Source organism: Agrococcus sp. Ld7, from assembly GCF_045064095.1.
Lineage (GTDB): Bacteria > Actinomycetota > Actinomycetes > Actinomycetales > Microbacteriaceae > Agrococcus.
Window position 1 is genome coordinate 108,847 of sequence record NZ_JBISGY010000032.1, and the last position, 18,923, is coordinate 127,769.

At 70.9% G+C, this 18,923-nt stretch carries 17 protein-coding genes, 1 tRNA gene and 1 other RNA gene; 9 read left to right on the forward strand and 10 right to left on the reverse strand.

The features are described from left to right. The first annotated feature begins 376 nt into the window (after positions 1-376). Positions 377-607 (forward strand): hypothetical protein, encoded by a 231-nt coding sequence (locus ACJJVL_RS09595; RefSeq protein WP_405218429.1) that lies wholly within the window; start codon positions 377-379, stop codon positions 605-607. 37 nt (positions 608-644) lie between these two features. On the opposite strand, the gene ACJJVL_RS09600 is transcribed toward ACJJVL_RS09595, so the two are convergent. Next, complete coding sequence (locus tag ACJJVL_RS09600; protein WP_405218430.1) at positions 645-1,367, reverse strand: 4a-hydroxytetrahydrobiopterin dehydratase; 723 nt, start codon at positions 1,365-1,367, stop codon at positions 645-647. 80 nt (positions 1,368-1,447) lie between these two features. Then, positions 1,448-2,797, reverse strand: a complete 1,350-nt coding sequence (locus tag ACJJVL_RS09605; protein ID WP_405218431.1) for an APC family permease — start codon at positions 2,795-2,797, stop codon at positions 1,448-1,450. 89 nt (positions 2,798-2,886) lie between these two features. Between ACJJVL_RS09605 and ACJJVL_RS09610 the strand changes: the two genes are divergently transcribed. After that, positions 2,887-3,966 (forward strand): alanine racemase, encoded by a 1,080-nt coding sequence (locus ACJJVL_RS09610; protein WP_405218432.1) that lies wholly within the window; start codon positions 2,887-2,889, stop codon positions 3,964-3,966. Between the two features lie 6 nt (positions 3,967-3,972). Here ACJJVL_RS09610 and ACJJVL_RS09615 read toward each other — a convergent pair whose 3' ends face one another. Then, positions 3,973-4,797 carry an LLM class flavin-dependent oxidoreductase gene (locus ACJJVL_RS09615; protein WP_405218433.1) on the reverse strand — a complete coding sequence of 275 codons (825 nt, stop codon included), beginning with the start codon at positions 4,795-4,797 and terminating at the stop codon, positions 3,973-3,975. 65 nt (positions 4,798-4,862) lie between these two features. On the opposite strand from ACJJVL_RS09615, the gene ACJJVL_RS09620 reads away from it, so the two are divergent. Together ACJJVL_RS09620 and ACJJVL_RS09625 are read left to right on the forward strand one after the other, a co-directional pair. Continuing rightward, on the forward strand, positions 4,863-5,687 hold the full coding sequence (locus tag ACJJVL_RS09620) for a DUF1684 domain-containing protein (protein ID WP_405218434.1): 825 nt from the start codon (positions 4,863-4,865) through the stop codon (positions 5,685-5,687). 223 nt (positions 5,688-5,910) lie between these two features. Further along, positions 5,911-6,438 (forward strand): DUF3145 family protein, encoded by a 528-nt coding sequence (locus ACJJVL_RS09625; RefSeq protein WP_405218435.1) that lies wholly within the window; start codon positions 5,911-5,913, stop codon positions 6,436-6,438. A 68-nt stretch (positions 6,439-6,506) separates the two neighbouring features. Here ACJJVL_RS09625 and ACJJVL_RS09630 read toward each other — a convergent pair whose 3' ends face one another. From ACJJVL_RS09630 to aceE, 6 genes are all read right to left on the reverse strand, one after another. After that, a complete protein-coding gene (locus tag ACJJVL_RS09630) occupies positions 6,507-7,745 on the reverse strand; it encodes a beta-ketoacyl-[acyl-carrier-protein] synthase family protein (RefSeq protein WP_405218436.1) in 1,239 nt (412 codons plus the stop codon). A gap of 64 nt (positions 7,746-7,809) precedes the next feature. Beyond that, complete coding sequence (locus ACJJVL_RS09635; RefSeq protein ID WP_072313678.1) at positions 7,810-8,058, reverse strand: acyl carrier protein; 249 nt, start codon at positions 8,056-8,058, stop codon at positions 7,810-7,812. 37 nt (positions 8,059-8,095) lie between these two features. After that, entirely contained in the window at positions 8,096-9,091 is a 996-nt protein-coding gene (locus ACJJVL_RS09640; RefSeq protein ID WP_405218438.1) for a beta-ketoacyl-ACP synthase III, read from the reverse strand. Next, positions 9,088-10,008, reverse strand: coding sequence for an ACP S-malonyltransferase (locus ACJJVL_RS09645; protein ID WP_405218439.1), 921 nt, complete (start codon positions 10,006-10,008; stop codon positions 9,088-9,090). Before ACJJVL_RS09645 ends, ACJJVL_RS09640 begins: the two co-directional genes overlap by 4 nt. 4 nt (positions 10,009-10,012) lie before the next feature. After that, entirely contained in the window at positions 10,013-11,269 is a 1,257-nt protein-coding gene (locus ACJJVL_RS09650) for a PucR family transcriptional regulator (RefSeq protein WP_405218440.1), read from the reverse strand. After that, complete coding sequence (gene aceE, locus ACJJVL_RS09655; protein ID WP_405218442.1) at positions 11,253-13,970, reverse strand: pyruvate dehydrogenase (acetyl-transferring), homodimeric type; 2,718 nt, start codon at positions 13,968-13,970, stop codon at positions 11,253-11,255. Before aceE ends, ACJJVL_RS09650 begins: the two co-directional genes overlap by 17 nt. 145 nt (positions 13,971-14,115) lie before the next feature. Between aceE and ACJJVL_RS09660 the strand changes: the two genes are divergently transcribed. The 5 genes from ACJJVL_RS09660 to rnpB all read left to right on the forward strand — a co-directional run bounded on the left by ACJJVL_RS09660 (position 14,116) and on the right by rnpB (position 16,723). Next, on the forward strand, positions 14,116-14,604 hold the full coding sequence (locus ACJJVL_RS09660; RefSeq protein WP_405218443.1) for a peroxiredoxin: 489 nt from the start codon (positions 14,116-14,118) through the stop codon (positions 14,602-14,604). Beyond that, positions 14,595-14,667, forward strand: a tRNA-Val gene (locus ACJJVL_RS09665). The genes ACJJVL_RS09660 and ACJJVL_RS09665 overlap by 10 nt, the downstream gene beginning before the upstream one ends. Before the next feature lie 60 nt (positions 14,668-14,727). Continuing rightward, complete coding sequence (locus ACJJVL_RS09670; protein WP_405218444.1) at positions 14,728-15,564, forward strand: Nif3-like dinuclear metal center hexameric protein; 837 nt, start codon at positions 14,728-14,730, stop codon at positions 15,562-15,564. Further along, a complete protein-coding gene (locus ACJJVL_RS09675) occupies positions 15,555-16,295 on the forward strand; it encodes a zinc ribbon domain-containing protein (protein WP_405218446.1) in 741 nt (246 codons plus the stop codon). Before ACJJVL_RS09670 ends, ACJJVL_RS09675 begins: the two co-directional genes overlap by 10 nt. A 48-nt stretch (positions 16,296-16,343) precedes the next feature. Continuing rightward, positions 16,344-16,723: RNase P RNA component class A (gene rnpB / locus ACJJVL_RS09680), an RNA gene on the forward strand. Positions 16,724-16,824: 101 nt separating this feature from the next. Here the strand turns inward: rnpB and ACJJVL_RS09685 are convergent. After that, on the reverse strand, positions 16,825-18,798 hold the full coding sequence (locus ACJJVL_RS09685; protein ID WP_405218448.1) for a fructose-specific PTS transporter subunit EIIC: 1,974 nt from the start codon (positions 18,796-18,798) through the stop codon (positions 16,825-16,827). Positions 18,799-18,923: the final 125 nt, after the last annotated feature.

The window sequence follows — 18,923 nt, forward strand, 5'->3', positions numbered from 1 at the left end:
GGACTTCATCGACGAGACGTCGGGACCACCCCGTGCGGCGTGCTGGCTCTGGACGAGTCGGAGGAATTCGGGCGCGATGCTCCCGGGATCCGTGGGTACATCGCTGCGCATCGCCATTGCTGGTTCTTCCGACAAGATTCGGAGTTGAGAGCATTACGAGTGAGAGTGACCGCGAGAAGGGTCATCAGATCTCGGGTCCCGTCGGGACTCCCGATGGCCTCTCTTGTCAGCCGCAGACGACTGTCATAGTCCTCGGGAACCTCGGGGCTGTCAAGCGGTCCCAATGCACGTGGCAGGTCGCCCGATGGCGGCTTGACACCGCCCGCACCGGGGAGGACTATGACCGCCATCGGGGACTGTCAGAGAGGGCAGGGCGATGACTTCATGGACTGACGTCACAGGATCGTCGACGACCACGAAGCTGGCACGGCCGACCCCCACGCGGCGCGCGACGACGGCGCTCGTCCTGAGCATCTTCGCTCTCGGCCTGGGAGGCGTTTCGGCGGTGGGCTGGGCGCAGGCATCCGCCGAGCGCGACAGCATCGAGAGTCGTCTGGTGTGCTTGGAGCTTCCCGGCCCGAACGACTGCCAGCAGGACGAGGAGTAGACGCGTCCGCACGACAAGGCCGTCGAGCGGCATCGCGTCACAGTGCTGCGCCGTCCTCGTTGCCGGGGTCCGCGGCTGCAACGTCGACGCACACGACGCCCGTGTTCCCGTCCTGGTCGGCGATCACCGTGAGCCCGGGCGCGCTGCGCCCGTCGATGACCGTCGCGCCCGCGGCGAGCGCGGCGGCGATCCGCTGCGCAGCCACCTCCGGGGCCACGTAGACCTCGACGTGGAAGCGCTGGTGCGACGCGGCGTCGACCTCGCCGAACCACAGGTTCGGCACCCGACCGGTGGCGTCGCGGATCTCGTCGCTGGGGGAGCCGTGCCCCTGCGATTCCGCGGCACCCGTGAGCAGCGCCGCCCATACCGGCGCGATGGTCGCCGAATCGGTCGTGTCGAGGCCGAGCTCGATGACGCTGACCGCGGTCGGATCGGCAACCAGCCTATGCTCGCGGGCGAGAGCGGTGATCCGCTGCGCGAGATCCAGATCTTGCTGCGTCACCCATTCGACGACGTGCTCGGTGCCCTCGGCGTCTCGGTAGATGGCGTCGTCGCTGCTCAGCTTGAGATCGACGCAGCTGCTGCCGATCGATGCGCGCGGGAAGTGCCCGAGCGAGCTGCTCGCGTCAGCGACCGCTGCGACGAAGCGGGCACCCGACGCGAAATCGTCGATCAGATAGCGGGCATGAAGCCCCTGCGCGAGCTTGCGCCAGTCGGCCAGATCGGCTGCGGCGATCGCCTCGCCATCGAGCATGTCCATCGGCGCATTGCCCCTCTGTCAGGTGAGGGCCCACGCTGGCAGATCCGGGCGGTCAGCACAATGCCGCACATGCATCGGTGTCAGTGCTCGACATCCGCTGGCACCTCGGCACGCCGGGTCGTGAGCCGCGCGAGGCCGTAGGCGGCGAGGCCGACCGCGAGCAGGATGCTGCCGAAGAGCCACACGTGCGGAGCCTGCTGGGTGAGCAGCAGGATGCAGGAGGCCACGCCGAGCACCGGCACCCAGGTCCACACGCGGAAGTGGTCGCGCTCGGCGCGGTCGCGGCGCAGCACCAGGACCGCGACATTCGTCGACAGGAAGACGAACAGCAGCAGCAGCACGACGGTCTCGGCGAGGGTCGCGAGATCGCCCACGAGGGTCAGTCCCATCGCCACCGCCGTGGTGGCCACGATCGCGACCCACGGCGTGCGACGCTTCGGCAGCACTCGGCTCAGCACCGGCGGCAGCAGCCGCTGCTCGGCCATGCCGTAGGCGAGCCGGCTCGCCATGATCATGGTCAGCAGCGCTCCGTTCGCGACGGCGACGAGCGCGATGAGGCTGAACACCCAGCCCGGCACCGGCACGCCGGTGGCGTCGAACACATCCAGCAGCGGCGCGGACGAGCCCGCGAGGTCGCCTGGCGGCAGCGCGATCGCGCTCGCGAGACCGACCAACAGGTAGATCACGCCAGCGACGAGCATCGACCCGATCAGCGCACGCGGGTAGACCTTGCGGGGATTGCGAATCTCCTCCGCGACGTTGGCCGAGGTCTCGAAGCCCACGAACGAGTAGTAGGCGATGATCGTGGCGGCGAGGGTCGCGAGCGCCGGGTTCGCGCCGTCGGGGAACTGCGTGACGCGTGCCACATCTCCGCCTCCGGCCCCGAGCATCACCGCAACGGCAACCACGATGATCACGAGACCGCTCAGCTCGATAATCGTCATCACAACGTTGCCGCCGAGCGACTCGCGGATGCCCCGAGCGTTCAGCGCCGCCACGAGCAGCAGGAAGATCGGCGCCGCGATCGCGGTGGGGACGTCGATGAACGCCGCGAGGTAGTCGCCCGCGAACGCGATCGACAGCCCCGCCGCGCTCACCACTCCGGCGGCGAGCATCGAGAAGCCGACGAGGTACGACACGATCGGGCTGCGGAAGGCGCGCTGCGCGAACACAGCGGCGCCACCCGCCCGCGGATACTTCGTCACGAGCTCCGCATACGAGCCGGCTGTGAGGAGCGCGAGGAACAGCGCGAGCAGCAGCGGCAGCCACAGCACCCCGCCGACCTCGCCCGCGATCTCACCGGTGAGCGCATAGACGCCGGCTCCGAGCACGTCCCCGAGGATGAAGAGAAACAGGAGCGGGCCGGTGATGCCGCGCTTGAGCTTGGTCTCGACGCCGTCTCCGCGCGCTGCTGTCACGTCTGCTGCCATGCGAAACAGGCTAAATCCCGAGTCGCTGGGGAAATGCCGAGAATCGTTGCGGCGCAAGCTACCCGTGGGCGGCGGGTACGCTCGCGAGCGTGGCCCCCGCAACGCCGTTCCTCGCGATCGATCTCGAGCGCATGCAGGCGAACATCGCCCGCGCCGCGGACGCGGCGAACGCGCGCGGCATCGCGCTGCGACCGCACGCGAAGACCCACAAGTCGATCGAGATCGGGCGCATGCAGGTGGCTGCCGGTGCGCATGGGCTGACCGTCGCGACCGTGGGCGAGGCCGAGGTCTTCGCGGCGGCAGGTCTCGACGACCTGTTCATCGCCTACCCGCTGTGGCTCGACCCCGAGAAGGCGGCGCGGCTCAGCACGCTCGCGGCCCGCGGCGCCGCGATCTCGATCGGCGTCGACTCGGTCGACGGTGTCGAGCGTCTGGTGCACGCCGGGCTTGCCGGCCGGATTTCGGTGCGCGTCGAGGTCGACGCCGGCCATCACCGATCCGGATGCGGGCCGGCAAGCGCGGGGGTGGTGGCGGCGGCAGCGATGCGTGCGGGCGTCGACGTCGAGGGCGTGTTCGCGTTCCCCGGCCACGCCTACGCGCCGCAGGCAGGGGAGCAGGCCGCCCGTGATGAGGCCGCGGCGCTCACCATCGCGGTCGAGTCGATGCGCACGGCGGGGATCTCCCCGCAGGTGATCTCGGGCGGGTCGACGCCCAGCTTCTCGGCCTCGCTCGATGTGCCATCGCCCGTGACCGAGCTGCGGCCGGGCGTGACGATCTTCGGCGACGCGCAGCAGTGGGAGCTGGGTTCGATCGAACCCGGTGACATCGCACTGTCGTGCCATGCGACCGTGGTGTCGCACGCGGGCGGGCGGGTCGTGCTGGATGCGGGATCGAAGGTGCTGGGACCGGATCGCGCGCCGTGGGCGACCGGTCACGGGCGGCTGCTCGACCACCCTGAGGCGCGGATCGTGCAGCTGAGCGAGCACCACGCGATCGTGGAGCTGCACGCGGACGCCGCACTGCCGCCGCTCGGCAGCGTCATCCGCGTGGTGCCGAATCACGTCTGCATTGCCGTCAACATGGTCGACGAGCTGCTCGTCTACGACCGCGACGGGGACGCCGAGCCCTCGGCCAGGTGGAGCGTCGCCGCGCGCGGCCGCAATCACTGAGGCGTGTCAGCCGCGCAGGCGAGCGATCGTTGCGGCCAGCTGCAGGATGCCGTCTCCGGTCTCGGGCTCGCCGTCAGCGCCCAGCGCCAGCAGCGGCACGCTCGTGGCACCTGCCTCGCCGAGCGCTCTCGCCAGGTCGACGAGCTGCTGCTCCGAGGCATCCGCCGGCACGCTCGCGAACTGCACGATCGGGATCGACCCGTGCAGCCCAGCCGCAGCCCGGGCGTTCCGGACCGTCTCGACGGCGTCGCGAGTCGCCTCGACGCGGTGGCTCGGGCGCATGTCGCCGGCCAGCAGCACGCCGTCGCTCAGCTCAGCCGCGAGCGCAAGCGTCTTCGGCCCCCCACCGCCGATCAGCAGCGGCGGTGCCTCCGTCGTCGGCCACCGCAGCTGCACGCTGTCGAGCTGCACGTAGCGTCCGGTGACGGTGAGCGACTCACCAGCCAGGAGGGCCCGCAGCGCCTGCGCCTGCTCGCGCAGCAGCGAGAGCGGTGACGCCGCGCGCACGCCGGCCTGGCCCATCCATTCCAGCACCCCGTGACCGATGCCCGGGAGGAAGCGATCCGGGAACATGCGCGCGATGGTCGCGATCTCCATGGCGGTCAGTGCGACGTTGCGCAGCGGCACGGGCATGAGGCCGAGACCGACGCGGATTCGCTCGGTCGCGGCGAGCACGGCGGCGGCCGTTGAGGTGCCGGATTGGCCGAAGCAGTCCTCCCAGAGCCAGAGCTCCTCCACGCCTGAGGAGTCTGCGGCGCGGGCGACATCGAGGAACCGCTCGGGTGCTTGATCGGGCGGCAGGATGAGGCCGAGCGTCGGTGCTGCATGCATGAGGCGAACCTACGTGGGGCGGCGGCAGTGCGCCAGCACGGGGTGGCCGTCGGTAGGCTGGATCCATGAGCAATGCAGCCGTGACCGCACCCCAGGAGACCGAGCGCGCCCAGCACGACGCGTTCCGCCGCAAGCGCGACCAGGGCGTCCGAGCCCCGCAGGGGCCGCTCGCGCTCCAGACGACGGCGTGGGTCTCGGAAGCAACCGAGATCGAGGGGGTGCCCGGCACCTGGGCGCCCGCGGACACGGGCGACGGACTGCGCGTCACCGCCGACGCCGCAGCCGAGATCATCGTCGACGGCGCGACCGTCGACGGCGATGCGACGATCTACAGCCAGACGTCGATGACGCCCAGCTCGGTGCGATTCGACGACCGCCTGACGGCCACCGTCATCGGCCCGGACCACCATGGCCGGTTCGCGCTGCGCGTCTGGGACGCCGAGGCCGCCGAGGAGCGAGGCTTCCAGGGCATCAGCAGCTTCGACTACGACCCCGCTTGGCACAAGCAGGGCACCTTCGAGCCGGTCGACGGTGGCGTCGAGTTCGAGTACGGCAAGTCGCAGGGTGGGTCGATGCGCAGGGCGCTGTCGCCCGGCACGATCCGCTTCGAGCACGACGGCGAGCAGATCGAGATGGTCGCGCTGCCCGACGGCGACAGCAGCCTGCAGATCGTCTTCGCCGACGCGACGACGGGCGAGGAGACGTACGACGTGGGCCGGTTCCTCTATGCGCGCCCGCGCCACGACGGCACGGTCTCGCTCGACTTCAATCGCGCCATCGTGCCGCCGTGCTCGATGAGCGACCAGTTCAACTGCCCGCTGCCTCCGGCGGGGAACCGGTTGACGATCGCGGTGCGGGCGGGGGAGCAGCGGCCGACGTTCGGGGGCTGATCCGGTCTGGTGACGCGCGCGGCCTGCGGCCGGGCGCTCCTCGACCTGCGGGAGCGGGGGCGGTCTCGTGACGCGCGCGGCCTGCGGCCGGGCGCTCCTCGACCTGCGGGGGGCGGGGGCGCCGAACGACAGCCTTGTTGTTCTGCTCGCGCTTGTGGCAGACTCGGGGTGTCTCGACACTGGTTCGACCGATGGGGAAGTCGCATCGAACGAGGGAGAGACGATGATTGCTGCGCACACGCTCAGACGACGTCCCGCGACGACCGCGGGGGTCGTCTGGATCCACGCGTCCCCGCGCGCCATGCGCACCCACCTGGAGTGGGCCGTCGGCCATGCCGTCGGCGATGCGCTGCGGTTCCTCTGGCAGGGTCAGCCCGCCGAGCCCGGCACCGAGCGCACCGAGGTGCACTGGTCCGGCCCCACCGGCACCGGTGCGGCGATCGCGAGCGCCCTCGCAGGCTGGCGCGACGTGCGCTTCGAGGTGACGGAGGACCCGGTCCCCGGCAGCGACGGCATGCGCTGGATGCACACGCCGCAGCTGGGCATCACCGCGCAGCGCATCGATGCCTCCGGGTCGCTCGTCGTGCCGGAGGAGCGCATCCGCGCCGCCATCGCGGCCGCAGGCTCCGATGCCAGCGCCCTGGTGGCCGCTCTCGATGACGCCATGGGTGGCGCCTGGGATCGCGAGCTGGAGGCGTACCGGCATGCCTCCGACGGCTCCCCGGTGATCGCGCTGCACCGCGTCGGGTGACGCTCCACCCGCTCACAGACGGCTGAGGGCCCCGCTGCGAACAGCGGGGCCCTCGGCGTTGCAACCGATCAGACCGATCGGATCGCCACCACGGCGTTGTGCCCGCCGAACCCGAACGAGTTCGAGATGGCGAGCTGCGGCCCGTCGCCCAGCGCGATGGGCGTGCCGGAGATCTGCAGCGGCGCATCCGGGTCCTGCTCGGTGACGTTGATCGTCGGCGGGGCGGTGCGCTCGGCCAGCGCCAGCACCGTGAAGACTGCCTCGAGCGCTCCCGTGCCCCCGAGCAGGTGCCCGTGGGCGGCCTTCGTGGCGGAGACCGGGATGTCCTTGATGCGATCGCCGAAGATGCGATGCATCGCGCGCACCTCCGCGACGTCGCCCACCGGGGTCGACGTCGCGTGCGCATTGATGTGGGTCACGTCGTCGGGGGTTGCACCGGCAGCCTCGAGCGCGAATGCGACCGCGCGGCTGGCGCCCTTGCCCTCCGGCTCGGGGGCGGTGATGTGGTACGAATCCGCCGTGATGCCGCCACCGGCGAGCTCGGCGTAGATCCGGGCGCCGCGCGCGAGCGCGTGCTCCTCGGTCTCGAGCACCAGCGCTGCAGCGCCTTCACCCATGACGAACCCGTCACGGGTCACGTCGTAGGGGCGGGATGCAGTGGCCGGGTCGTCATTGCGGCGCGAGAGCGCCTGCATCGACGAGAACGATGCGAGGGTGATCGGGTGGATCGCCGACTCGCTCCCGCCGGCGATGACAACATCGGCGACGCCAGCCTGCAGGTGCTCGTAGGCGTTCACGAGCGCCTCGGTGCTCGAGGCGCATGCCGACGCGACGGTGCGGGCGTAGGCGCGGGCCTCGAAGTGCATGGACACCGCGGCCGACGGCGCATTCGGCATGAGCATCGGCACCGTCATGGGCATGACGCGGCGCGGGCCCTTCTCGCGCAGCGTGTCCCACGCATCCAGCAGCGTCCAGAGCCCACCGATGCCGGTGGAGAAGTCGACGCCGAGGCGCTCCGACGGCAGCTCGGGCGAGCCGGCGTCGGCGAACGCCTCCATCGCGGCGATCAGGGCGAACTGGCTGGAGGGGTCGAGCCGCTTCCAGACGGGCCGCTCCAGCACCTCCTGCGGCCGCACCCTCGCCTCCGCGGCGAAGGTCACGGGCAGCTCGTACTGCTGCACCCAGTCGTGCTCGAGGCTGCGCGCGCCGGACTCGCCAGCGAGCAGCGCCTCCCAGCTCTCGCGCGCCGTGCCGCCCAGCGGCGATGTGGCGCCGATGCCGGTGATGACGATCTTCTTGTTCGTCATGCGTGTCCTCCAATGAGCCGCGTGCGGCCGGTCTCCCGGCCGCACGCGATCGCCAGGGCGATGCTCAGGCCTGTGCGCCCGTGATGTAGTCGACGGCGTCCTGCACCGTCTTGAGGTTCTTGACCTCGTCGTCGGGGATCTTGACGTCGAACTTCTCCTCGGCGTTCACGACGATCGTCATCATGGAGATCGAGTCGATGTCGAGGTCGTCGGTGAACGACTTCTCGAGCTGCACGTTCTCGGTCGCGATGCCGGTCTCGTCGTTCACGAGGTCGGCGAGCCCGGCGAGGACCTCGTCCTTGGTGAATGCCATGGGGTGTCTCCTTCTGATGGATTGGAACGGATCGAGTCTAGGGGAGCACCACGACCTGGGCCCCGTATACGAGGCCCGCGCCGAAGCCGATCTGCAGTGCGAGGCCGCCGGAGAGCTCCGGCCGCTCCTCAAGCAGCCGGTGCATGGCCAGCGGGATGGAGGCGGCGGAGGTGTTGCCGGTGGTCTCGATGTCGCGCGCGATCGCGACCGTTTCGGGCAGCTTCAGCTGCTTCGCGAACTCGTCGATGATGCGCATGTTGGCCTGGTGCGGGATGAATGCCGCGAGGTCGCCGGGCTCGATGCCTGCGGCGTCGAGCGCCTCGCGAGCCTTCTTCGCCATCTCCCAGACCGCCCAGCGGAAGACGGTGGGGCCGTCCTGGCGCAGCGTCGGCCAGGGCTGCCCGTCGCGCATGGAGCCGAGCGAGTTCGTCATCCGGATCGTCTCCCAGTGGGAGCCGTCCGAGCCCCACACCGAGGGGCTGATGCCGGGCTCGTCCGCGGCGCCGATCACGACGGCGCCCGCGCCGTCACCGAGCAGGAAGCTGATCGAGCGGTCTGTCGGGTCGACCACCTCCGAGAGCTTCTCGACGCCCACGACCAGCACGTGCTCGGCCATGCCGCTGCGCACGAGCGCGTCGGCCTGCGCGACGCCGTAGGCGTAGCCCGCGCAGGCGGCTGAGATGTCGAAGGCGGGCGCGGGCGTCGCGCCCACGCGCTCGGTGAGCAGCGACGCCATCGACGGCGTCTGCACCGTGTTGCTGATGGTCGAGACGATCACGGCGTCGAGCTGCGATCCATCGATGCCCGCGCGCTCGATCGCCTCCCGCGCGGCGGTCTCGGCCAGATCGACCGCCTGGCTGCCGTCGGAGACGCGGGCGCGCGTGACGATGCCGGTGCGCTGCCGGATCCACTCGTCCGAGGAGTCGATGGGGCCGACGAGCTCCTCGTTCGGCACCAGGCGGTCGCCGCGCGCGGCGCCGACCGAGAGGATGCGCGAGCCGGCGCGGGTGGGAAGGCTGGTGATCCTGCTCATGCTGACGCTCCGCTCTCGAGCAGCTCGACGGCTGCTTCCAGGTCGTCCGGGGAGGTGATGCCGACGCTGGGCACTCCGCGCAGCCCGCGCTTGGCGAGGCCGGTGAGCGCCCCCGCGGGAGCGAGCTCGACGATGCCCGTCACGCCCGCGTCCTGGAACGCGGTCATGCAGCGATCCCACCGAACGGGGGTCGAGACCTGGCCGACGACCAGGTCGAGGAATGCCGACCCGGATGCGACGACGCTGCCGTCCCGGTTCGTCCAGAGCGTCGTGGTCGGGTCTGCCGTCGGGGTCTGCGCAGCCTTGCTGCGGAAGCGCTCGACGGCGGGCGCCATGAAGTCGGTGTGGAAGGCTCCGGCGGTCTGCAGCGGGATCACGCGCGCGCGCTCCGGTGGCGCATCGGCGAGCGCGGCGAGCGCGTCGAGGGCACCGGCGACGACGATCTGGCCGCCGCCGTTGTAGTTCGCCGGCTGCAGGTCCAGCTCGGCAAGGCGCGCCTCCAGGGCCGATTCGTCGGCGCCGATCACCGCTGCCATGCCGGTGGGGGTCGCCGCAGCCGCATCCGCCATCGCCCGGGCGCGCTCGCCCACGAGGGCCATCGCGTCCTCGGCGGTCAGCACGCCGGCCGCGACCGCCGCGGTGATCTCGCCGACGGAGTGGCCCGCGACGCCGCCGGCGAGCCCGGCACGGTCGCCGAGCGCGTCGAGCGTGAGGATGCCTGCGGCGACGATGAGGGGCTGCGCGATGAGGGTGTCCCGGATCGTGTCGGCATCGGAGACGGTGCCGTGCTCGACGAGGTCCACGCCTGCGGCGTCGCTGAGCGAGCGCAGCCGATCCGGCGCGCCGGGGAGGTCGAGCCAGGGGGAGAGGAAGCCGGGCTTCTGGGAGCCCTGGCCGGGAGCGACGATGACGATCACTGCGTCATCCTCCCACCGGTGACTTGCCGCGTGCGGCATGCCCCCTGGCCTGTCGCTGCGCCCGCTCGCGGGACGAGTCGTGGATCGCACCCAGGATGATCGCGGTGTGCAGCGCCAGGGCCTCCCGCGCACCGGTCGCATCCCAGCCGATGATCTCGCTGATGCGCTTGAGCCGATAGCGCACCGTGTTGGGGTGCACGAAGAGCTCGCGCGCCGTCGCCTCCAGGGAGCGGCCGGTGTCGAGGTAGCAGGCGAGGGTGGCGAGCAGATCGCTCGAGTGGTCGCGCAGCGGCTCGTAGATGCCGCCGACGAGCTCGCTGCGGGCGAGCGGGTCGCCCGCGAGCGCGCGCTCCGGCAGCAGGTCGTCGGCGCGCACGGGGCGGGGTGTGCGGCGCCAGGCGTCGGCGACCGCGAAGCCCGCGAGCGCAGCCTTCGCACTGCGCGCGGCATCGACGATGCTCGGCACCGCGGGCCCGAGCACCAGGTGGCCATCGCCGAATCCCTCCGCGAGCTGGCCGGCGATGTCGAGGAAGTCGATCGTGGTGTCGGGCTGGTCGTGCACGGCCGCCCGGCCGATGACGACGACCAGCCGGGTGCCCTGCACACCGACCAGCACATCGCATCCCGCGTGCCTGGCCCGGCGGCGCACGACGTCGACATCCAGCGTCTTCGGCGCTCGGCCCACGAGCACGGCGCACTCGCCGCGGCCGTGCCAGCCGAGCGCGGCGGATCGGCTGGGCAGCTCGTCGTCGTGCTCGCCGGTGAGGATGGAGTCGACCACGAGCGCCTCGAGACGCGCATCCCACAGTCCGCGCGATTCCGCCGCGCGCGCGTAGACATCTGCCGCTGCGAAGGCGATCTCGCGCGAGTAGCGCAGGATCGGCTCGCGCATGGCGGGGTCGGCGTCGGCGATGCGCTCCTCGAAGACCGACACGACGGTGCGGATCAGCTGCAGCGTCTGCTGCAGGCTCACGCTGCGCAGCAGCTCCCTCGGCGCCGCGGCGAAGACATCCGCGGCGATCCAGGGCTGCGCCTCGGGATCCTCGTGCCAGGCGATGAACGAGGTGATGCCCGAGTGCGCGACCAGGTTCACGGCGCTCCGACGCGACGGAGGCATGCTGCCATACCAGGGCAGGCGGTCGTCGAGCGCCCGCGTCACCTGGGTCGAGAGGTCGCCGGAGATGCGCCGCAGCCACGCCAGCTGCTGCGCCTTCAGGTCGCTCTGCGCCGTCAGCGTCGGAGCCCTACGCGTCGCCGCCACCGACGCCGGAGCTGCCGGCGTTGACGTCGTGGAGGCTGTACTTGTCGATCGCCTGCATCACCATGCCCAGCGGCACCTTGCCCTGCTTCGAGAGCGCATCGAGAGCCCGCACCACGACCGAGTGGCTGTCGATCGTGAAGAACCGGCGCGCTGCTGCACGGGTGTCGGAGAAGCCGAAGCCGTCGGCACCCAGCGTCGCGTAGTCCCCGGGCACCCACTCGCGGATCTGGTCCGGCACGGCACGCATGTAGTCGGTCGTGGCCACGAACGGACCCTCGGCCTCCGAGAGGCGCTGCGTCACGTACGGCACCTTCGCGGGCTCCTGCGGGAACAGGAAGTTGTGCTCGTCGGCCGACAGGCCGTCGCGGCGCAGCTCGCTCCAGGAGGTGACCGACCAGATGTCGGCCGAGACGCCCCAGTCGCTGCCAAGCAGCTCCTGCGCCTCGTGCAGCCACGGCAGGGCCACGCCCGAACCGAGCAGCTGCACCTTGAGCGGGTGGTGGTCGCTCACCGAGACGCGGTGGATGCCGCGCACGATGCCCTCCGCGTCGACGCCCTCGGGCTCGGCCGGCTGCACCATCGGCTCGTTGTAGACCGTCATGTAGGTGATGATGTTCTCGGGATGCTCGCCGTACATGCGCTCGAGGCTCGACTGCACGATGTGCGAGATCTCGTAGCCGTAGGCGGGGTCGTAGGCGACCACCGCGGGGTTGGTCGAGGCGAGCAGCGGCGAGTGGCCGTCGGCGTGCTGCAGGCCCTCGCCGGTGAGCGTCGTGCGGCCCGCGGTGGCGCCGATGAGGAAGCCGCGGGTCATCTGGTCGGCGGCCGCCCAGATGGAGTCGCCCGTGCGCTGGAACCCGAACATCGAGTAGAAGACGTAGATCGGGATGAGCGGCTCACCGTGCGTCGAGTACGAGGTGCCGGCTGCGGTGAAGGCCGCCACGGCGCCCGCCTCGTTGATGCCGACGTGCAGGATCTGCCCGTCGGGCGCCTCGCGATACTTCAGCAGCAGATCGCGGTCGACCGATGTGTAGTTCTGGCCGTGCGGGTTGTAGATCTTCGCGGTGGGGAAGAACGCGTCGATGCCGAACGTGCGTGCCTCGTCCGGGATGATCGGCACGACGCGGTTGCCCCAGCCCTTGTCGCGCAGCAGATCCTTGAGCAGGCGAACGAACGCCATCGTGGTGGCGACCTCCTGCTTGCCGGAGCCCTTCTTCGGCATGTCGTAGGTCTTCGCCTCCGGCAGCGGGATGATCGTGTGCTTGGCGCGACGCTCGGGCGTGAATCCGCCGAGCTCGCGACGGCGCTCGACCATGTACTCGAGCTCGGGGGAGTCGGCTCCCGGGTGCCAGTAGGGCGGACGGTACGGGTCTGCCTCGAGCTGCTTGTCGGAGATGTCCAGCTGCATCGCGTCGCGGAACGACTTGAGGTCGTCGAGCGTGAGCTTCTTCATCTGGTGCGTGGCGTTGCGCCCCTCGAAGTTCTTGCCGAGGCCGTAGCCCTTGACGGTCTTCGCGATGATGACGGTCGGCTGGCCCTTGTGCTCCACGGCGGCCTTGTAGGCGGCGTAGACCTTGCGGTAGTCGTGGCCACCGCGCTTGAGCGCCCAGATCTCGTCGTCGCTGAGGTGCTTGACCATCTCCAGGGTGCGGGGGTCGCGACCGAAGAAGTGCTCGCGCACGAACAGGCCGGACTCGGCCTTGTAGGTCTGGTAGTCGCCGTCCGGGGTCGCGTTCATGAGGTCGCGGAGCGCGCCCTCGTGGTCGTTGGCGAGCAGCGAGTCCCACTCGCGGCCCCAGACCACCTTGATCACGTTCCAGCCCGCGCCGCGGAAGAACGACTCGAGCTCCTGGATGATCTTGCCGTTGCCGCGCACCGGGCCGTCGAGGCGCTGGAGGTTGGCGTTGATGACGAAGTTCAGGTTGTCGAGGCCGTCGTTGGCGGCGAGCTGCAGCGCACCGCGCGACTCGACCTCGTCCATCTCGCCGTCGCCGAGGAACGCCCACACCTGCGAGTCGGCCACATCCTTGATGCCGCGGTTCGCCAGGTAACGGTTCGCCTGCGCCTGGTAGATCGCGTTGATCGGGCCGATGCCCATCGACACGGTCGGGAACTGCCAGAAGTCGGGCATCATCCGCGGGTGCGGGTAGGACGGGATGCCGTTGGGCGCCTTCGACTTCTCCTGTCGGAACGCATCCATCTGGTTCTCGGAGAGCCGGCCCTCGAGGAACGCGCGGGCGTACATGCCGGGGGAGGCGTGGCCCTGGTAGAAGATCTGGTCGCCGCCGTCGGATGCGTCCTGACCGCGGAAGAAGTGGTTCAGACCCACCTCGTACAGCGCGGCCGACGAGGCGTAGGTCGAGATGTGGCCGCCGACGCCGATGCCGGGCGCCTGCGCGCGGTGCACCATGATCGCGGCGTTCCAGCGGATCCAGCGGCGGTACGTGCGCTCGAGCTGCTCATCGCCCGGGAACTCGGGCTCGTCCTCTGCGGCGATCGTGTTGAGGTAGTCGGTGGTCGGCACCATCGGCACGCCCAGGTGCAGCTCCTTCGAGCGCTTGAGCAGGCTGAGCATGATCTCGCGCCCGCGCTGCGGTCCGTGCGCCGCGACCAGCTGGTCGAGCGATTCCTGCCATTCAGCGGTCTCGCTCGGGTCTGCGTCGTTCGTGTGGCCCGAGTAGGGGTCCTGGTCGTTCAGCACCGAAGCTCCTGACGTCGTTCTGAAGGCGCGCCTGGGTCGTGGCGCCCGCGCCTCCACCCTATCCACCGGGTGCTGTTCGCGCGCCGGGCAGTCGGCGCTCGTGGCACGATGGCTGCTGCGGAGCATCCGCGACGAGAGGAGCCCTGTGGCACTGGAGCTTGGCGGGCTCGCACCCGACTTCACCCTGCGCGATCACACGGGGGAGGCCGTGACGCTCTCGGCACTGCGCGGCCGCCCGGTCGTGCTGGTCTTCTACCCGGCCGCGTTCACGGGCCGGTGCACGGGTGAGCTCTGCTCGATCCGCGACGAGATCGGCGCATTCGACAGCGCGGACGCGCACGTGTTCGGCGTCTCGGTGGACACCGCAGCGTCGCTCGCGGTCTTCCACGAGCAGGAGCGGCTGAGCTTCCCGCTGCTGAGCGACTTCTGGCCGCACGGCGCTGTTGCCCAGGCGTACGACGCGCTCCTGCCGGAGCGCGGTGTCGCCACCCGCGCCACCTACGTCATCGATGGTGACGGTCGGATCGCGGCGCACTTCCGCGTCAGCCCGTCCGAGTCGCGCGACATGGCGGCCTACCGGGAGGCGCTCGCGCGCGTCGCGGCGTACTCTGGGGGCGCGCACCGGAGCCTGTAGCTCAGCTGGCAGAGCGCCTCGTTTACACCGAGGATGTCGGCGGTTCGATCCCGTCCAGGCTCACAACCAGACCCCCGGCCGCCTCGGCGCCCGGGGGTCTGCCGCTTCCCTAGGATGGAGCGCATGACCAGCGTCGCGGATGTGCAGCTGGCGGTGGAGCAGCTCTGGCCCGCCGCCACCGCCGAGGATTGGGACGCCGTGGGGCTCGTGGCCGGGGATCCCGCCGATCCCGTGCGCCGCATCCTGCTCGCCGTCGACGCCGTCGAGGCCACGGCGGCCGAAGCCGTGGAGCGCGAGGCCGATCTGCTGCTCGTGCATCACCCGCTGCTGCTGCGTGGAGCCACGAGCGTGGCCGCGACCACGCCGGCCGGCCGGGTCATCACGCGGCTCGTGCGCGCCAGCGTCGCACTGCTCGCCGCCCACACGAACGCCGATGCGGTCGATCGCGGCACGAGCGGCGAGCTCGCCGCGATGCTGGGCCTCGTCGACGTCGAACCGATCGTGCGCAACCGCGTCGACCCTGAGAAGGGGCTCGGTCGAGTCGGTGAGCTGCAGAAGCCCATCGCGCTGCGCGAGCTCGTCGAGCAGCTCGCGGCTCTGCTGCCCTCGGTGGCAGGGGGCCTGCGCGCCGCCGGCGACCCTGCGCGGCCCGTGCGCCGAGTGGCGATCTGCGGCGGCGCAGGCGATTCCCTGCTGCGTGAGCCGACCGTGGCCGGCGCCGACGTCTACATCACGAGCGACCTGCGCCACCACCCGGCATCGGATGCGCGCGAGCGGCACGCCGCCGCAGAGGGGCCGGCGCTCGTCGACGTCTCCCACTGGGCGAGCGAATCGCTGTGGCTGCGTCCGGCCGCCGAGCAGCTGCGCACCGCGCTGCCGGGCGTCGAGGTCATCGTGAGCGAGATCAGAACAGACCCGTGGGACTTCGCGGTTCCGCAGGAGGAGCAGACATGGCACTGAAGGCCAGCAATCAGGATCAGCGACGACTGCTGACGCTGCAGGACGTCGACACCCGCATCGTGCGGCTGCAGGGCAAGCTGAAGGCGCTGCCGCAGACGAAGCGGATCGACGAGCTCGACACCGAGCTCGTGACACTCGACCGCGACGTGCTCGAGCGCCTCGGCGAGCACGACGACATCGCCGCGGAGGTGGCGCGGATCGAGAACGACGTGCAGACGGTCGAGGCTCGGCTGGTGCGCAACCGCGACCGGCTGCCGTCGATCACCGACGCGAAGGTCGCGACGGCAACCGAGCACGAGATCGCCACGCTCGAGCGGCGCCGCGGCGACCTGGAGGATCTCGAGCTCGAGTCGATGCAGCAGCAGGAGGATGCCGCGGCGGCACTGGCCGCTGCCCGCCAGCAGGCGGCCACGGCGCGCGCAGAGCGCGAGCGGCTCGCCGCCGAGCGCGACGCTGAGGCGGCGGGCCTGGAGCGCGAGCTCGAAGAGGCTCGCGCCGAGCGCGGCGACCGCGCTGCCGCGGTGCCGACCGAGCTGCTGGCGCTCTACGACCGGCAGCGCGAGCGCTACGGCATCGGCGCGACGCTGCTGCAGCACCGCTCGTCGACCGCATCCGGTGTGGAGTTCACCGCGTCGGAGATGCACGAGATCCGGCAGGCAGCAGACGATGACGTGATCCTCGATCCGGGCTCCTCGGCGATCCTCGTGCGCACCGAGGACAGCGGCATCTGACGACGGCGGCATCCGACGCGCGCCGCGCGGTATCGTTGCCGCAGCGAATCGGTCGGCTAGGCGGTCGCGTCGCGGTGGGCTCGGGCTTCGGTCAGGGCACGCCGTGCCGAGGAACGTCCGGGCTCCAGAGAGCAGGGCGGTGGATAACGTCCACCCGGGGCAACCCGCGAGCAAGTGCAACAGAGAGCAGATCCACCGGTCAGGATCCTCGGATCCGGACCGGCCAGGAGTGAAACGGTGGGGTAAGAGCCCACCAGCGTGGCGTGTGAGCGTCGCGGCTAGGTAAACCTCGCCCGGAGCAAGACCAGACAGCGGATCACGGGGCTGCTCGTCCCATCCGCGGGTAGGTCGCTAGAGGGCTGCAGCAATGCTTCCCGTAGAGAGATGACCGTCCACGACAGAACCCGGCGTATCGGCCGGCCGATTCGCCCCTCACGCCTATGTCCCGTGGGACGCGTGTCAGGTTGTTGCACCTCTTCGAGCCTGAGGGTGCAACAACCTGACACGCGTCGCGCGACGCGCGGATGCGTCAGGCGGCCACCAGCGCGGGCTCGGCCTGCGCTGCCACTGGGGTGCGGCGCGCCCAGCGCTTGAGCGCGATGACCGCGAAGCCGGTGACGATCGTGCCGGCGATGATCGCGAGCGTGAACATGAGCAGGTTGCCGATCGCGAAGAAGACGAAGAAGCCGCCGTGCGGCGCCTGGCTCGTCACGCCGGCCGCCATCGAGATGGCACCGGTGGTCGCCGCCCCGAGGATCGATGCCGGGATGACGCGCAGCGGGTCGGCCGCCGCGAACGGGATGGCTCCCTCCGAGATGAACGAGGCGCCCAGCAGCCAGGCCGCCTTGCCGTTCTGCTGCTCGGCGGGCGTGAACAGCCGCTTGTCGATCACGGTCGCCAGCGCCATGCCCAGCGGTGGCACCATTCCCGCCGCCATCACTGCCGCCATGATCATCCAGGGGGCGGGGTTCTCGGGCGACCCGGCGCTGAGCCCGGCGACCGCGAAGCCGTACGCGACCTTGTTGATCGGGCCGCCGAGGTCGAACGCCATCATCGTGCCCAGCAGCAGGCCCAGCAGGATCACACCGGTGCCCGTCAGCGAGCTGAGCCAGTCGGTCAGCCCGGCCATGAGCGCCGCGATCGGTCCGCCCAGCAGCACGACCATCAGGCCGGAAGCGAAGATCGAGGCGACCAGCGGAATGATGACGACGGGCATCAGCCCACGCATCCACTGCGGCACCCGCCAGGTGCCGATCCACCAGGCCGCGAGACCGGCGAGCAAGCCGCCGACCAGACCGCCGATGAAGCCCGCGCTCATCAGCAGTGCGACGGCGCCGGCGACGAAGCCGGGGGCGATGCCTGGCCGATCAGCGATGGCGTAGGCGATGTAGCCCGCGAGCGCCGGCACGAGGAAGCCCATCGAGGCAGCGCCGATCGAGAACAGCACGGCGCCCAGGTACTCGCCGATGCCGCCCGCTGGCAGGTTCCAGAGCGTGTTCTGCACGATCACGTCGCCGGCGACATCGGTGATCTCGAAGCCGCCGAACAGGAAGCCGAGCGCGATCAGCAGGCCGCCGCCGGCGACGAAGGGGATCATGTAGCTGACGCCGGTGAGCAGCGCACGCTTGACGGTGCCGCCCAGGGAGCCGCGGCCCTGCTGCTGCGTGGGCTCGCTTGACGCATCGCCCGCCAGGCGCGGTCCCTGCGGGTCGTCGGCGTGCCCGAGCGCCTCGGCGATGAGTGCGTCGGGGGCATCGATGCCGCGCTTGACGGGCACCTGCAGGAACGGCTTGCCGGCGAAGCGGCTGCGCTCGCGAACGTCGACGTCGACGGCGAACACGACGGCGTCGGCGGCCGCGATCACTGCCGGGTCGAGTCGCTTCGTGCCGCTCGAGCCCTGCGTCTCGACCGTCACGCGCACGCCCGCGCGCTCGCCGGCCGCTGTGAGCGCATCCGCCGCCATGTAGGTGTGCGCGATGCCGGTCGGGCAGGCCGTGACGGCGACGATGCTGCGTGTGCCCTCGGCGAGCGGCGTGTCTGCGACCTCCTCCTTGTCGGCCACGACGCCGGCCACGAGGGAGACGACCTCGTCGGCGGACCCGGCGCTGCGCAGGGCATTCGTGAAGTCCTCATCGATGAGCGAACCGGCGAGCCTCGAGAGCACCGCGAGATGCGTCTCGGCAGCGCCTTCGGGGGCCATGATCATGAACACGAGGTCTGCCGGACCGTCGGGAGCGCCGAAGTCCACGGGCGGCGCGAGCCGCGCAAAGGCGAGGCTCGGCTCCCGGACGGCAGCGGACTTGCAGTGGGGGATGGCGATGCCCGCGCCCATCCCGGTGGGTGTCAGCGCTTCGCGGTCGAGCACCGCGCTCGCGAGTCCTTCGCCGTCGGCGACACGGTCGGTCTGCGCAGCGCGTGCGGCGAGCGATCGGATCACGGCCTGCTTGTCGGCGCCGAGGTCGGCGTCGAGCACGACCAGCTCTGGGATGAGGATCTGGGGCATCAGTGCTCCTGGGGATTGGCGGCGGGGGCCGCGGTACAACGCCGGCATCATCGGCGCCGCCGCGCTCGCCCGCGGCCTCTAGCCAGCCCGCGCGGTGCGATGTGGCGCGTGTCAGGTTGTTGCAG

Coding starts and splice junctions, on each gene's coding strand:
- ACJJVL_RS09600 (WP_405218430.1), bottom strand. CDS start 1,367: ATGGACATGCTCGATGGCGAGGCGATCGCCGCAGCCGATCTGGCCGAC.
- ACJJVL_RS09620 (WP_405218434.1), top strand. CDS start 4,863: ATGAGCAATGCAGCCGTGACCGCACCCCAGGAGACCGAGCGCGCCCAG.
- ACJJVL_RS09685 (WP_405218448.1), bottom strand. CDS start 18,798: ATGCCCCAGATCCTCATCCCAGAGCTGGTCGTGCTCGACGCCGACCTC.
- ACJJVL_RS09640 (WP_405218438.1), bottom strand. CDS start 9,091: ATGAGCAGGATCACCAGCCTTCCCACCCGCGCCGGCTCGCGCATCCTC.
- ACJJVL_RS09625 (WP_405218435.1), top strand. CDS start 5,911: ATGATTGCTGCGCACACGCTCAGACGACGTCCCGCGACGACCGCGGGG.
- ACJJVL_RS09630 (WP_405218436.1), bottom strand. CDS start 7,745: ATGACGAACAAGAAGATCGTCATCACCGGCATCGGCGCCACATCGCCG.
- ACJJVL_RS09635 (WP_072313678.1), bottom strand. CDS start 8,058: ATGGCATTCACCAAGGACGAGGTCCTCGCCGGGCTCGCCGACCTCGTG.
- ACJJVL_RS09615 (WP_405218433.1), bottom strand. CDS start 4,797: ATGCATGCAGCACCGACGCTCGGCCTCATCCTGCCGCCCGATCAAGCA.
- ACJJVL_RS09605 (WP_405218431.1), bottom strand. CDS start 2,797: ATGGCAGCAGACGTGACAGCAGCGCGCGGAGACGGCGTCGAGACCAAG.
- ACJJVL_RS09675 (WP_405218446.1), top strand. CDS start 15,555: ATGGCACTGAAGGCCAGCAATCAGGATCAGCGACGACTGCTGACGCTG.
- ACJJVL_RS09595 (WP_405218429.1), top strand. CDS start 377: ATGACTTCATGGACTGACGTCACAGGATCGTCGACGACCACGAAGCTG.
- ACJJVL_RS09670 (WP_405218444.1), top strand. CDS start 14,728: ATGACCAGCGTCGCGGATGTGCAGCTGGCGGTGGAGCAGCTCTGGCCC.